We start from the raw sequence: 13,920 nt of genomic DNA, 5'->3' as shown, positions 1-13,920 counted from the left end.
CGGTACCGCTTGGTGTCACCGCGTTTCCGTCCGCACCCGCGTGGTCACCCACGCGCCCACCAACGCCACCCCCGCCATCGGCAGGAACACCGCGGCGAAGGCCCCCGGATGACCCGCGCCACCCGCCGACCCGACGACATGCCCCACCGTGCCACCGCCCAACGCCCCGAACGCGGCCCCGCCGACGGAGAGCAGCACAACATTCGACAACCCATCAGAGATCTGCAGCGCGGCGGAGTTGGAGCCGGCCTCCGCCGGAGCGGACAGCTGAAGCAGCAGCACGCTGGTGGAGGAGATCACCAGCCCCATCCCGAAACACCCGAACGCCCACGCGACGGCGACGATCCACACGGGCACGGCATGGATGAGGACGCTCGGCGCCCCGGCGATGGCGGCGGCCACCAGCACCATCCCGGCCGTCATCAGCCGTTCCCGGTACGGCTCGACCCGCGCCCGGGACTGCACCCACGACCCGAGCGCCCACGTCCCGCCGCCCGCCGCGAGCGAGAACCCGGCCAGGGTCGGCGACAGCCCCCGTTGCGTGACGAGCATCAACGGCACGAAGGACTCCGCCGAGATGAACGACCCGGCGGCCACCCCGCGCAACAACACGACCGAGGGCAGCCCACGCGCCGCCCGATACGTCCCGCGCGGCAACAACCCGAGCACGGCGGGCACGAGCAGCGCGACGCCGGCGACAGCGGGGAGAAGGGAGAGCCACCGCACATCCTGAGCGGCGTACTGGAAGAGCCCGGCGCCGATCGAGATCCCGAGGGCAAGCCGAATGCGACGCCGGTCGAAGGAGGCGGACGGCTCATCGGCATTGCTCACGGGCCCGGCCGCCCGCCGCCGTATCTGAGGAAGGGCGAGGGCAAGCGGAAACACCACAAGCACGGGAATCCCGAGGAACACCCACCGCCACCCGAGATGCTCGGTCACGGCCCCGGAGGCTAGCGGCCCGGCAACGGACGGCACCACCCAACTCGCGGCGAACGCGGCCATGATGGCGGGCCGCAACCGCTCCGGATAGGCCCGCCCGACGACGACGTACAGAGCGACGATGACCAGCCCGCCCCCCAGCCCCTGCACGGCCCGCCCGAGAATGAACACCCACATGACCTGAGCGGTCCCCGCCACCACCAGCCCGGCAGCGAAAGCCCCGATCCCGCCGGTCAACGCCCCGAGCGGCCCCCGCCGATCCGACCACTGCCCGGCGAACACCATCCCGAAGAGACTGGTCGTGAAGTACCCGGAGAACGCGAACGCGTACAACGACACCCCGCCCAGCTCCCGAGCGGCAACCGGCATCGCCGTCCCAACCGCCGTCGCCTCAAAGGCGATCAGCAGAACAACGGACACGATCCCGACACTGAGCGCCCGATGCGACCGCCCCAACACGGAGTCACGACACTCGTCGGCCAGGTCGGAGGCGGTGTTCGTGACACCGGCGTCACGAGGTTCAAGGACGGTCATGCCCGCCAGCGTAAGGTCCACAGACCGGGTTGACCCCTGTCGGAGGATGGTCGGGGGCTGAGACCTTTGTCGTACGACCACAGCGGCCCCGCTCCCCTTCATGAACGGCGTATGGCAGTCCCGTTGCACCACCCCGGGCTCCCTTGTCCGGGCCCCTCCCCCGGCCCTACGGTCAACTCACCAAACACGGCCGTGTGCCCGAGTGGTTCAGGGACTCGCCTGCAAAGCGAGTTACGCGGGTTCGATTCCCGCCACGGCCTCCAGTGCCTTGACCAGGCAAAAGGAAAGGGCGGCACCCCGGGAGGGGTGCCGCCCTTTTGGCCGTCCGTCTCAGTTTCCGTCTCAGTCGCTCTGCAGGCGCGTGGGCGACCAGCTGGCAGACGGTCACTCAGTCGTGCATGTGCTTCGACACGTTCTCACTTATGCGTCCACCACCACCAAACGATGGCAACGCAGACTGAGCCCATCTGACGGGCGGCGCCCCTCAGTAGCTCCTCGGAGAGCAGCCGCCTACGCCGGCCCAGAGGTAGCTTCAGCCGCGCCCTTGAAACCTTGAGCCTCCGGTAGCCGTGAAGCACACGACCACAGACGGCTCGAACGCGTGGCACAAGGTTTGCGATTGGCTGCCTGATGTGTGACAACGGATATGTCCTCCTCGCATCGCCGTGAAGGGGATGGCTGAGCGGGGGGTGCACTCCCGTTGGTTTGCGAGGCCTGGGCGTTTTCGTAGCCCCCCGCTCAGCTGCGACGATTTAACAACACCTTCGCCAATTGCCAATGTGCACGCGTGCACGTCAGGGGGCGCCACAGGGTGCGTTGCGCCTCTCAGCTGGACTGATTAACGTGCACGCGTGCACGTACGCCTATATCCGTCACCCTAAAGAAGTAAGAATCCTTAGGCCGTTTGAGTGAATCTGATATCGGAATCCCGATCAGCTCACCTGCGGTTTTACGGGTCAGCCGGTTTCGCTCTCGCAGTCACTCAGCGTCTGACTGCCAGATGAGTCCGTCGACCTGCCTCGCGATATCGGCTCGTACCGCATCAACCATGTGCTGATAGCGGGCGGCCATTGCAGTGGTTGACCACCCCATAAGCCCCATGACGGCGCGCTCGGGCACGCCGAGGATAAGGAGCACCTTCGCGGCTGTGTGACGCGCGTCGTGCAAACGCCCGTCACGGACCTTCGCCTCTTGCAGAAGAACCTTCCGCTCAGCCCAGTCTCGGCGGTGGGACGGGCTACGACCGTGTTCGTCCGGAAAGACCAACCTGTTCTCTTCCCAGCGCTTGCCGGCCGCCGCCTGCTCCCCTTTCTGTGCCTTGAGGTGGCCACGGAGTAGGTCAACGAGCTGTTCAGGGAGGCCGACCGCGCGGCGGCCTGCACGCGACTTGGTAGTGGACAACTCCGGGTTCGTGCGCCGCTTCTGCGGGCAGTACCCGGCGACCTTGCGTCCACATGGGTCCACGCACCCGTGGGCGTACTGGGGCCGGTGACGACTACGGCGGACCACATGGAATCCACCGTCAAGGTCTACGTCCTCCCACCTCAGACCGAGCGCTTCCCCTTGGCGCAGACCCAGGGCCAGGGCAACAGCCCAACGCGCGGAGTTGCGGTGTTCTTCAGCAGCCTTGAGCAACCGCTGTACCTCGTGGACGCTGTAGGGCTCCACCTCGTACTCACCTGTCTTTGGCGCCTTGGCCAACTGAACCGGATTCTTACCGAGATGACCGCGCCGCACGGCTTCGTTGAGCGCGGTCCGGAAGGTGCGGTGCACCTGGTGAGCGGTCGCGGGCTTGCTGCCGTTGGCCTGCATCTTGGCGTAGAACACCTCAATGTGCTCGGGCTTGAGCCTGTCGAGACGGTGGGCCCCCAAACCGGGAATGAGGTGCTTCCGAACGGCCACGCGGTACCCAACCATCGTGTTGTCGTTGACGGCGAGGGGCGCAACGTTCTCAACCCAGTGCGTCAGCCGTCCTTCAGCCGATCATCCGCGATGACGGCCGCGATCCGCTCCTCAAGCGGTCGGCTATCTACCACGTCCCCCGACCTGACGACGCGCCAGCGCCCACCGGGTACTGGCTCTGCGTCACCGCTCGTGCGGAGCACCCGAAACGCGCGGAGCACGACCCCCCGTGAGACGTCGTACCTGTCCATGAGTACCGAGACTGGCGGCAGTTCGACCATGTCCCGTTCCTCGTCGATCCGCGTCTTCAACGCATCTGCGATCTGCTGGAAGGTTCCACGCGGGCTTGCTGCCTGCGACACTCGCTCTCCTCCACCCCTGAGCATTGCATTACAACGGGGTAAGTGTCGCACTATTCAACTCGCGACTGAACAGAGGGCTGGCATCCGCCTTCCTCAGTACCTAGTACGAGCTTGATCCGAGCCGCCGTCTTCAGTGCGATCAGGCGCGGCACTTCCTCAGACGAAAGAACGCTACTCACGGCCATGATCGGCAAATCGAAGGAAAGCGATAACCAGAAGGAAAGTAAGCAGCATCACGGCCGAACTGCACACCCATGGAAGAAAACCGCGATGGTTACGTGTGAGAAAAATGACTACTGCCGCAATGGACGGTGCACAGAAAGTAAGGAGGTCGACACCAGTCTGAGTCCGCTTCCGCCAAACACGGTCTACATCACTGCGATGATAATTCTCCCAAGCCAGCGTTACGGGCTCAGGGCAACCTCGTGCCACCAGTTCAGGACGCAAGCAGTCCCGAAAGTATTTACCAAGTGATGAAATTTTCTCGTCATTCACTAAATATGTCTAGCCGAGCACCGAAACCGCAAAAGGGACCATCAGTAATGAATAAGAACGGCCCTGTCCGCCGAAATAATAAGCGAAGATTGCGCCCGACACGGCAAGCGAAACATAGATTAGGTTATCCCGGAAGCCGATCCGTCGTATTTGCTCTTCCTTCAATCGTTCGTACTCAACGCGCACGATATCGTCAGAGAAACTGCTCACAGGCCGCTCCTGTCGAACTCTAAAAAGAGCCAGATGTTTCTATATTCTAGCGAGGATAGAAGGGCATCAATTCTCTGGCTGTCAACTCGTGGCCAACGATCCCTGGTCGACGTTCACTCAGCACCAAACAGTCATCTCCTCCAATCTCAAAAATCCAGTCCATGCAACTTCCACACGGCGTGAAGCGATCCCTCTCGGCAGCAATTAGAACTGCGACCAACCCGAGACGACCGGTTGCCACGAGTGTAGAAATTGCGTTTACTTCGGCGTGGATATCGTGCGAGCGAAATCTATGCTCAATGTTACAACCTGAGAAGATCTGGCCATCTTCAGACAGCGCAGCGCAACCGACCCGTGTGGGACCATGAACTCTGGCGTTGTTCCGAGCCGCCCAGGCTTCCCTCGACAGGGCTTGGAGAATTTCGGCAGAAATATTGGACACTATCTTTCCTCACCACGAGTCGCGATACGCGCCATTAGCGCACTCCACCGCTCATATTCCATCGAGTTGGCAGAGGTACTGGAAAGCTGCTGCATCAGAGGCGCGACCGCGTCAGGCCAACCCGCCGGCTGCTGCGAGACGTCGAGAGCTCGGTAGAGTTCAGACAGCGTCTTATCATCCAGACTCCCTTCATTAAGGCGATCGATGAGTCTTGCGACGATTCGTTCCCTCATCCGTAAATCTGTGGTCTTCGCTGCAATTTCTACCAGTGCGCGGACAGCTCCATATCGAACCCATCGGTCTTCATCATCCAAAAGCCGTTCCACCACAGCTTCTGTTTCTATTTTTGGATGGAAACCCAAAACGTGAACAGCACGCCATCGCTCGACAGCAGAGTCACTCTGCGCAATCTTCAGAAGTTCGGCTAGGCCACTCTTATGCAGACGACACCTGCGAAGAACGTTCGCGAGTGTCCACGCCTCCATAGGATCACCAGAGCGAAGATTAGCTACTATATTTTCATCAACCAACTCTCCGTCCGGAATGGTAAAGACTGTCTTCCATCGGGAGAAACTTTCATTATTTGACGAAACCTCGTTTACTATCCGGAAAAGATCTGCTCTCGATTCGGCAGCGAGCATCTTTTGTGAGGTTTCCGTTCCATCCAACCGCAATGCGTCAGTCACTTGCTGAGCTGTGGCAGAAACAGAATCCCAGCGTTTGTCTGCGAGCATAGCGAGAAGCTCGACACGCATTTCGCTGGTCACACGTTTCGGAACGAGAGCGTACGCAGCACCGAAGTAATTCCAGTCGTAAATTTCCCGAACGAACTCGTCTGCAAGTACAGGATCGCCGATCTGTTCCACAGCCAGGCGGAGGGCGTCAAAGCTGGCTGCCCCGGTTGTGACAGTGTCGAACGAGTCTCGATTCCAAATAGCCTTGCGTTGAACTAGGTATCGGGAAGCCAAGTAGTCATGGAATAGATGATGCGAGAACCATACAAAATTCTCACTCTGTCGGATCATTTCACTTGCCGCTAATGCTTCGATGGCACTCGAATCCACGCCCGCTTTAAACATCTTTTGCGGTACGAGCATGCCGCGATCATGGGCGTATGATTTAAAACTCACCTCACTCAGCTGGTCAATTACGTCCGCAGTAACTCCAGCCAGCCCGGAGAAGTAGCTCGCAATGATCCTAGCGCGGTTGCTGCTATCGCTCGGCTTAAAGAGGGTGGCCTTATCCAGGAAGAACGGATTCTGCAGAAGTTTCAGTGCGTCCTCAGAAGGATTCTCCCGATGTGTCGACTCCCAAACGGCCCGAATTTGAGCAGGTGAAAGAGGGAGGACAGTTGCCAGACTCCACCTATTGAGAGGAAGGGCCCTACGGGCCAGTCTCTCTGTCACGATGACGCTGAGAAACGGATACCGTCGCGCCAACTCGTCCAGTGCGTCGATCGCTAGCTGGGACAAGTCCTTAGGGATCTCGTTGAGGCCGTCAGCCAGAATCAATACCGAGGGGACACGGCGAGTTCTCGACAACACTGTGTTCAGGGCCGGCTTGCTGAGCGAGATGATCGCCCGGATATAAGACTCAGTACTTGCCTTGGGGGCAAGTGCGGGAATATCGCGGAGTGGAACCCACACAGGTAGCGCCGTTCCGGAACGAGCGGCATAAGCACCTGCACGTGCAAGAAGATGAGTCTTACCGCTTCCAGCTTCAGCCGACACCAGAACACGGCCGCGCTTCAACGCATAGTCGGTGAGTCCCGTGTGGGGAGTAGTGAAAGACCAGTGACCACTGAGTAGATCATCATAAGACGCTGCCCAGGCAATGCCGATATCGAACGGCCGCTCACTTGCGGTGATCGTTTCCAGCCACGCCTCTGCAGCCTCCCGCATCTCACTCCAGGATGCGTCTACCTCTCTCGTGGCACTCATGCGGCGTCCTCGGCTTGACGTCGGGGATCGGTCTCCGACTTCAGGATATCTGTCACAACCCGCCATGTGAAGGTGCTGGCAATTGCACAGGCGTGCGGGCGCCAAATTGCTCGCATCTCATCATTCTTAACGTCGCCGATCATGTCTGAAACACTTCGAATGATGAGCAATCTAGGATTGTACAGGGGGTCATCTCTCATGGCTGCGACTCCCCGACACAGTCCCACCGATTCCATGTCGACTGCCACAGCTTCATCGTATTGCTCGATTACGAGTTTCTGTTCTCCGGACTCGGGATCTCCATAAATCTTGTCGCCCGCCACTAGGCTCTCGATCAGCACCTTGGGAACGCAGCCTTCCGGTAAACTACTACGCAGCGAATCAGTTATCCACGAAGAGTCATATCGGAAAGGTGCGGCAAATCGAGCGTGAAGGCCGATCGATGGGTAATCAAACGGGATGTACCGCCGCTGTTGGCCTCTAGCACTCAGCTTCGCGAACGAGCAGTAATGAATATAACGTGGGATAACAATGTCACCTACTGAAATATTCTCACGGTTATTAATCCCGCCCGCTATCCCGCAGAGCACTAGCAACTCGGGCCGCCAGTGCTCAATGACCTCGCGTACACTCTCGCCGGATTGAAGATTACTTCGATAAATCTCGCGGTGGATCACATTGGGAAACTCTGGATCTGCATCAGGCGCAAGATGGTAGTCCCACCCTTGAAGTCGGCTGCTCAACCCTGCGATTTCACGCAGCGCCTCTGTCTCACCTTGGACGGCAGTTAAAATTGCTACACGAGCGTGTCCAAGACGCCCCCTTGTAACCGGCATTCAGCCCCCCTGCACGTCGGTCACTTATTCGATTCCCTCAACGAGAGGTGATCCAGATGGTACTGGTACCCACGTGCTGACAGGGAGATGCGGTCACGAACTCTCCTGATTCAGTTTCTCCCAGCCCTTGTGCTGGCTAAGACTTGTCCCGTAACTGCTGGTCACGGGTGAGATGATCTTGTCGTGGCTGGTGTGATCACGGCGTCGGAGCCGTCCTGGATAGCCCCGTTCACTGGGCTGAGCCCGCGTCAGTTCGTGAAGCTGATCACCGCGTTGCGGCGCGAGGGGGTGATCCGGTGCGCAAGGGCCGGCCGTGGAGCCTGCCGCTTGAGGACCGGGTGCTGCTGGTCGCCGCGTACTGGCGGACGAACCTGACGCTGCGCCAACTGGCGCCGCTTTTCGGGGTGTCCAAGTCCGCAGCCGACCGCATCATCGGCCACCTCGGACCCGCGCTTGCCCTCCAGCAACGCAGGCGGTTCCGCAAGGACGCCGTGCTGATCGTGGACGGCACCCTGGTTCCCACCCGCGATCACCAGGTCGCCGAGCAGTCGAAGAACTACCGCTACTCGACCAACCACCAGGTCGTCATCGACGCCGACACCCGCCTCGTCGTCGCCGTCGGCCGCCCGCTGCCCGGCAACCGCAACGACTGCAAGGCATGGGAACTGTCCGGCGCGAAGGACGCCGTCGGCAAGACCACGGTCATCGCGGACGGCGGCTACCGCGGCACCGGCCTGGTCATCCCACACCGCCGCGAACCCGCCCAGGCCGAACTCCCGGCGTGGAAAGAGGAACACAACACCTCCCACCGCAAAGTCCGTGCCCGCGTCGAGCACGCCTTCGCCCGCATGAAGACCTGGAAGATCCTCCGCGACTGCCGCCTCAAAGGGGACGGTGTCCATCACGCCATGCTCAGCATCGCCCGCCTGCACAACCTCACACTCGCCGGGTGACGCAGAAACAGCAGGTCATCCACCACGTCAAAGATCATTTACGGGACAACGCTTAGCGTCGGTCACACCACACGGTGCAACGCGATCTTCAGTCTCAGCCCTGGTCGCTACGCAGCAGGTGGCCGTCTCAGTTCCCGTCTCGTTCATCTCGGTACGCAGCCATCCGACCCCGTTCATTCAGTCGTGGTGATCACAGCGTTTGTACGGTATTGGACTCCTCCGAACCCTTCAGGACCAGCTCCTGACCAGCACAGACAAACCTGCAAAGCGAGTTACGCGGGTTCGATTCCCGCCACGGCCTCCAGCTCTTTGGATGACCTGCACGTTTACACGTTGCGGAGCGCTTCCGACGTCTGGGACTCCCACACCGGACAGGGCTACGTCAGTCGCTTGGTCCTCTACCGACCGGCCTAGCTCCAGAGCGCCATACGGCTCAGAGGGAGCCACTGTGCCAGCACGTACAGCTCTCCGGAGCGCGCTCCCGCCCGCGACATCCGCCACGGCAAGAAGGGCACCGTCCACCAGGCGTACCGGACGGAATGGAGGATCGGCTCGGATCACTCGGCCCGGTTCTGAACGCCGTGGCGCTCTGGACGACGCGGTACATCGACGCCGCCGTCGCCCGGCTCCGCGCCGAGGGTCACGAGATCCGCGGCGAGGACGTGGCCCGTCTGTCCCCCGCTCAAGCACCGCAACCTCAATGCCCTGGGCCGCTACAGCTTCAATGCCTCCAGCCCTGCCGACGGGAGCCTGCGGCCGTTGCGATCCGCGAGCGGCCGGGCTCGACGACGACCAGGACGGTGGGCAGGACTGATGGGGCGGCGGGTCAGAGAGCGAACTCGACCGGTTCCTTGCCCTGCGTGACGAGGCTCTTCCACAGGTCGCTGGGGTTGCCGGTGGAGGCGTTGCGGAACTCCTCCCAGTACCAGTCGGCACCCAGGAGCTGCTTCACGCGGGGTACGGCGACTCCGTCGGGTCCGGTGTAGTAGCGGACCTTCTCGATCTTGCCGTCCGTGACCGCCTCATAGATGGCCTTCGCGGTCACGGCCGGACTGGAGCCGGTGCCCTGCATGCCGAAGAAGCGCCGCATTCCGGACTGGTAGTCCTCGGGGATGTCGCCCGCCTGGTCGATCTTGGTGAAGATGCGTGTGGCGTGGGCGCCCGGGAAGACCGCCTTGACCGAGACGCCGAAGTCCGCCATCTCGACGTTGAGACCTTCGGAGAAGGCCGCGACCGCGGCCTTGGAGGCGGCGTAGACGGCGGTGTAGGGGTAGCCCTGGTCGGCGCTGATCGAGGAAATGTTGACGATCACGCCGGAACGCTGCTCGCGGAAGTGCGGCAGGAAGGCCTTGGTCATGGCCATCAGGCCGAAGACGTTGGTCTGGAACTGGTCGTGGATCTGCTCCATCGACGCGGCCTCGACGGGGCCCATGTGGTAGTAGCCGGCGTTGTTCACCAGCGCGTCGATGCCTCCGAACTGGGCGGCAGCCTGTTCGGCGAAGGCGGTGTCGGCGCCCTCGTCGTCGACGTCGAGCAAGAGGGTCCTCACGTTCGGCAGCTCGCTGTGGATGGCGAGGTCCGTCTCCTTGCGGACGGTCGCCACGACGTTCCAGCCCTGGGACGCGAACAGGCGGACGCTGTCGCGGCCGAAGCCGGAGGTGGTGCCGGTGATGACAACGGTGCGGTTCATGAGGGGTCTCCTTTGTGATCTTGGCGGCGTCGATCAGCCGGGGAACACGCCACCGGATTGCCCGGTCGGCGGTAGCGGTCTCTTACGCGATCACAGATCCCGCAATTTCAGACCGTCGGTCTGTTGTGAGGCCCCAACTTAAGACACCGGCGGTCTGATGTCAAAAGACCGGGAGTCTGTAATATGTGGGCATGAATACTTTCCAGCGTGCGCGCAGCGAGGAGCAGCGAGAGATCAGGCGGCGGGCGATCCTCGACACCGCCACCGCCATGCTCGACGAGATGCCGGTGAGCGCGGTCAGCCTCAACGAGCTGAGCCGACGCGTCGGGCTCGCCAAGTCGAACGTGCTGCGCTATTTCGAGTCCCGCGAGGCGGTCCTCCTAGAGCTGCTGGACCACGCCTGGAAGCAGTGGATGGCCGACCTGCCCGACCTGCTGACCACCGGCATCGACGCGGAGGCCGCGGTGGAAGAGCGCGGCGAGCAGTTCGCCGCGGTGGTCGGCGACTCCCTCGTCGGGCGCCGCATGCTGTGCGACCTGCTCAGCGCACAGGCCGGCGTACTGGAACACAACGTCTCCCCAGAGGTCGCCGCCCGCTACAAGAGAGCCGCCGTCGCCAACGTCGACGCGCTCGCGGCCCTCGCCCGCGTTCACCTGCCCGAGCTGGGCGATCGCGCTCAACAGCTGACCGCGTCCATGATCATGGTGATCGGTGCGGTGTGGACCCACGCCCGCCCGTCGCAGGCGATGCTCGCCGCCTACGAGGCCGACCCCTCGCTCGCTGTTCTGAAGATGGACTTCGCCGTAGCCCTGCAAGAAGCGCTGGCCACCCTCACCGTCGGCACGCTCGCCCGCACTTCTCCCTGAATCCCACCCCAAAGCCACCCCTCTCATGCCTAGGAGCAGCCGTGCGCGTCATCGTCTTCGGAGCGTCCGGAATGGTCGGACACGGCGCAGTGCGCGCCTGTCTTCTCGACGAGGCCGTCACCGAGGTCCTCGTCGTCGTCCGCAGCCCTCTTCCGCTGGACCATCCAAAGCTGCGGCAGATCATCCACACCGACTTCACCGACTACACCGCCGTCCAGGACCAGTTGAAGGACCTGGAAGCCTGTTTCTTCTGCCTCGGCGTCTCCGCCGTCGGGCGCGGTGAGGAAGAGTACACCCGCGTCACCTACGACTACACCCTCACCGCCGCCCGCGCCCTGCACGCCGCGAACCCCTCGCTGACCTTCGTCTACGTCTCCGGCGAGGGCACGGACAGCACCGGCAGGAGCCGCCAGATGTGGGCCCGCGTCAAGGGCCGCACCGAGAACGCCCTGCTCGCCATGCCGATGCACGCGTACATGTTCCGCCCCGGCTACATCCAGCCCGTCGGCGGCGCCACCTCCCGCACCCCGGTCTACCGCGTCGTGTACCGCATCACCGCGGGCCTGTACCCCCTCCTGCGGCGAGCCTTCCCCCGCCATGTCACCACCACCGACGCCGTCGGACAGGCCATGCTCGCCGTCACCCGGCTGAACGGCGCCGGCCCCACGGTGCTGCACAACCCCGACATCAACCGCCTTGTCGCAGTCGAACCCGGGCAAGCGCCCAAGCCTCCGCACTCCTGATCGTCCTGGAGGCCGCTCCCGGCACCCTGAAGACCTGGGGACGCTCGCTGCCCTACCGTGGCGCCATGAGCGATCACTCCGAAGCGCCTGTCACGCCCGTCGAGGCCTATGAACCCCCGTACTACGTGGCCGTGTTCACCACCGTGCGAACCCAGGAGCAGAGCGGCTACACCGAGACCAACGCGCGTATGGAAGAGCTGGTGAAGGACATCCCCGGGTACCTCGGGATGGACCACGCTCAGACTCCGGGTGGGCTGGGCATCACCGTCGGGTACTTCCGCGACGCCGACGCCCTCACGGAGTGGCGGACCAACGCCGAGCACCGCACGGCACAGAAACGCGGGCAGGACCAGTGGTACGAGAGCTACACGCTGCATGTGGCGAAGGTGGAGCGGAGCCACGGGTTCGTGCGGGCGCAGGTGCCGCAGGCCCCGCAGAGCCGTGCGGCGGGCTGACCGGCCGAAGTCCTGGACCGAGGACCCGGAAATCGTACGCGCGTGCGGCGATCAGACCCTATGATCACTCCGCCCCGGCGTCCGCCGCGGCCGCGCACGCCTCCGAGACAGGCCGAGGTCGATGACGAGTACCGCCCGTAAAGCTCCCCGGGTCCTTGCCCGCTCCGCGCAGGCGGCGATAGGCGTGGCCGCCGTGGCGGACGTGTTCCGCGCGGCGGCGGTCCGGGATGACCACCTGCACCGCACGGGCGCATCCGAGTCCGGCTTCGTCTCCATGGTCTTCGTCTATCTGATGACTCTCGCGATCGTGCTGTTCCTCGTGTGGCTCGCCCAATCCCGGGGCAACGCCCAGGAGCTGGCGCCCGAGGCCCCGGTTCCGAGCCGGGGCCGGACGATCGGCATGTGGTTCGTTCCGTTGGCCAACCTCGTTGTCCCTCGCGGGATCGTCCTCGCCATCGGGCGCGCGAGCTCCGCGTCCTGGGAGGAGAAGCGGGACACGCTCCTGGTGAACGCGTGGTGGGCCGCCTGGGTCGGGCACGCGCTGGTGCTCACGGTCGCGAGCCGGGTGGCCCCGGGCTCGATGGCCTTCCTGGTGGTGGAGGAGGCGCTCATGATCGCGGCGGCCGTACTGGCGGGGCTCCTGATCGAGCGCATCACGGCGTTGCAGAGCGCCGCACTCGGTGCCGCCGTTCCCGCCGAGCCCCTCGCCCAGACCTGAGGTGTCCCCTTCCCTCGGTTGAACACCCCCAAGGCACCTCTGAACACCCAGTAGCCGACTCGGGCTCAGCCCTCGCTCACAACCCGCGCCCGCCACAGATCCCGCAGCAGCGCGATCTCCGCCATGTGGTGAATGAACTCCAGGTTCGCTCCCGCCAGCACGGCGACGTACGGGTCGTCCGGGTCGGAGCCGTACGGATACTGGGAGAAGCCGACCACGTCCAGCTGGTCCTCCGTGACCGTGGCTACGGCCGCTCGCCAGCGGTCGATCACCGGCCAGAAGCGGTCCAGGGTCAGGGCTGCGGAGGGGCTGAAGTCGACCATCCGCTTGGGGTCCTGGCGCCGCTCACCGAACGTCCACTCCCACGCCCCCGCGAACTGGAAGTGCAGGTGTCCCAGGCGCCACGCGATCGTCGTGATCGGTGTCGTGTCGGGCTCCGGCTCGCCCTCGTGGGCGAGGACCTCCTCCACGCGTTCGACGGTCACGCTCCAGTCGTCGGCGATCTTGGCGACCGTCATGCCGTCGGCGGCCTGGCGGGCGACCTCCGCGTACTCGCTCGCCGGGATGTCCGCCGCGCCCAGGTCGAGGACCCACTCCCCCGGTCCGAACGCCCTCGGTGTCACCGCCTCGCTCCGGCGTCGGAGTGACCAGCAGCCGGGCGCCGGCTCCCACAGGTACTCCTCGTCGCCGAGCCCCTTCAGCCGGACCTGGGCCATCTCGCGGGCCTTGTCGAACTGGTCCAGCAGCAAGCCCAGTCGGTCGGTCCGTGTGCGCTCGGTCTCCATGCTTGGTCCCCTCGCCCGTGCCGTCTCGTACCCCGCCCCCACCCACCGCG

General features: G+C 63.5%; 12 protein-coding genes, 1 tRNA gene and 3 pseudogenes. 7 read left to right on the top strand and 9 right to left on the bottom strand.

What is annotated here, in order from left to right; all coding sequences use genetic code 11:
• Positions 1–15: 15 nt before the first annotated feature.
• Positions 16–1,473: an MFS transporter gene (locus ACGFY9_RS38240; RefSeq protein WP_393762073.1), complete on the bottom strand. Its 1,458-nt coding sequence runs from the start codon at positions 1,471–1,473 to the stop codon at positions 16–18.
• Between the two features lie 188 nt (positions 1,474–1,661).
• On the opposite strand from ACGFY9_RS38240, the gene ACGFY9_RS38235 reads away from it, so the two are divergent.
• Positions 1,662–1,736, top strand: a tRNA-Cys gene (locus ACGFY9_RS38235).
• Between the two features lie 715 nt (positions 1,737–2,451).
• On the opposite strand, the pseudogene ACGFY9_RS38230 reads toward ACGFY9_RS38235, so the two are convergent.
• The 6 genes and pseudogenes from ACGFY9_RS38230 to ACGFY9_RS38205 all read right to left on the bottom strand — a co-directional run.
• Positions 2,452–3,441, bottom strand: a pseudogene (locus tag ACGFY9_RS38230) (tyrosine-type recombinase/integrase); the annotation flags it as partial.
• Positions 3,438–3,737: a hypothetical protein gene (locus tag ACGFY9_RS38225; RefSeq protein WP_393762071.1), complete on the bottom strand. Its 300-nt coding sequence runs from the start codon at positions 3,735–3,737 to the stop codon at positions 3,438–3,440. The gene ACGFY9_RS38225 and the pseudogene ACGFY9_RS38230, both read right to left, overlap by 4 nt.
• 504 nt (positions 3,738–4,241) lie before the next feature.
• Complete coding sequence (locus ACGFY9_RS38220; protein ID WP_393762069.1) at positions 4,242–4,442, bottom strand: hypothetical protein; 201 nt, start codon at positions 4,440–4,442, stop codon at positions 4,242–4,244.
• 46 nt (positions 4,443–4,488) lie between these two features.
• Positions 4,489–4,884 carry a cytidine deaminase family protein gene (locus ACGFY9_RS38215; protein ID WP_393762067.1) on the bottom strand — a complete coding sequence of 132 codons (396 nt, stop codon included), beginning with the start codon at positions 4,882–4,884 and terminating at the stop codon, positions 4,489–4,491.
• Positions 4,884–6,824 (bottom strand): NACHT domain-containing protein, encoded by a 1,941-nt coding sequence (locus ACGFY9_RS38210; protein WP_393762065.1) that lies wholly within the window; start codon positions 6,822–6,824, stop codon positions 4,884–4,886. Before ACGFY9_RS38210 ends, ACGFY9_RS38215 begins: the two co-directional genes overlap by 1 nt.
• Positions 6,821–7,567 (bottom strand): hypothetical protein, encoded by a 747-nt coding sequence (locus ACGFY9_RS38205; RefSeq protein WP_393762064.1) that lies wholly within the window; start codon positions 7,565–7,567, stop codon positions 6,821–6,823. The genes ACGFY9_RS38210 and ACGFY9_RS38205 overlap by 4 nt, the downstream gene beginning before the upstream one ends.
• 276 nt (positions 7,568–7,843) lie before the next feature.
• Here ACGFY9_RS38205 and ACGFY9_RS38200 point away from each other — a divergent pair.
• Positions 7,844–8,613: pseudogene (locus ACGFY9_RS38200) on the top strand (transposase).
• Between the two features lie 483 nt (positions 8,614–9,096).
• Positions 9,097–9,427: pseudogene (locus ACGFY9_RS38195) on the top strand (Tn3 family transposase); the annotation flags it as partial.
• A 12-nt stretch (positions 9,428–9,439) separates the two neighbouring features.
• Here ACGFY9_RS38195 and ACGFY9_RS38190 read toward each other — a convergent pair.
• Positions 9,440–10,303 carry an SDR family NAD(P)-dependent oxidoreductase gene (locus ACGFY9_RS38190; RefSeq protein ID WP_393762062.1) on the bottom strand — a complete coding sequence of 288 codons (864 nt, stop codon included), beginning with the start codon at positions 10,301–10,303 and terminating at the stop codon, positions 9,440–9,442.
• Between the two features lie 191 nt (positions 10,304–10,494).
• Between ACGFY9_RS38190 and ACGFY9_RS38185 the strand changes: the two genes are divergently transcribed.
• The 4 genes from ACGFY9_RS38185 (at position 10,495) to ACGFY9_RS38170 (ending at position 13,085) form a co-directional block, all read left to right on the top strand.
• Positions 10,495–11,169, top strand: a complete 675-nt coding sequence (locus ACGFY9_RS38185) for a TetR family transcriptional regulator (RefSeq protein WP_393762060.1) — start codon at positions 10,495–10,497, stop codon at positions 11,167–11,169.
• A 41-nt stretch (positions 11,170–11,210) separates the two neighbouring features.
• The gene (locus ACGFY9_RS38180) at positions 11,211–11,912 is read left to right on the top strand and encodes an NAD-dependent epimerase/dehydratase family protein (RefSeq protein ID WP_393762058.1); all 702 of its coding nucleotides are present in this window, start codon (positions 11,211–11,213) and stop codon (positions 11,910–11,912) included.
• Between the two features lie 65 nt (positions 11,913–11,977).
• Positions 11,978–12,367, top strand: coding sequence for an antibiotic biosynthesis monooxygenase family protein (locus ACGFY9_RS38175; protein WP_393762056.1), 390 nt, complete (start codon positions 11,978–11,980; stop codon positions 12,365–12,367).
• Between the two features lie 121 nt (positions 12,368–12,488).
• The gene (locus tag ACGFY9_RS38170) at positions 12,489–13,085 is read left to right on the top strand and encodes a DUF4328 domain-containing protein (protein ID WP_393762054.1); all 597 of its coding nucleotides are present in this window, start codon (positions 12,489–12,491) and stop codon (positions 13,083–13,085) included.
• Between the two features lie 65 nt (positions 13,086–13,150).
• Here the strand turns inward: ACGFY9_RS38170 and ACGFY9_RS38165 are convergent, their stop codons facing one another.
• Positions 13,151–13,870: a DinB family protein gene (locus ACGFY9_RS38165; protein WP_393762053.1), complete on the bottom strand. Its 720-nt coding sequence runs from the start codon at positions 13,868–13,870 to the stop codon at positions 13,151–13,153.
• Positions 13,871–13,920 lie beyond the last annotated feature (50 nt).

The organism is Streptomyces sp. NPDC048504 (assembly GCF_043200035.1).
Lineage (GTDB): Bacteria > Actinomycetota > Actinomycetes > Streptomycetales > Streptomycetaceae > Streptomyces.
The sequence above is the reverse complement of the archived record's forward strand: the minus strand, read 5'-3'. Positions and strand labels throughout refer to the sequence as shown.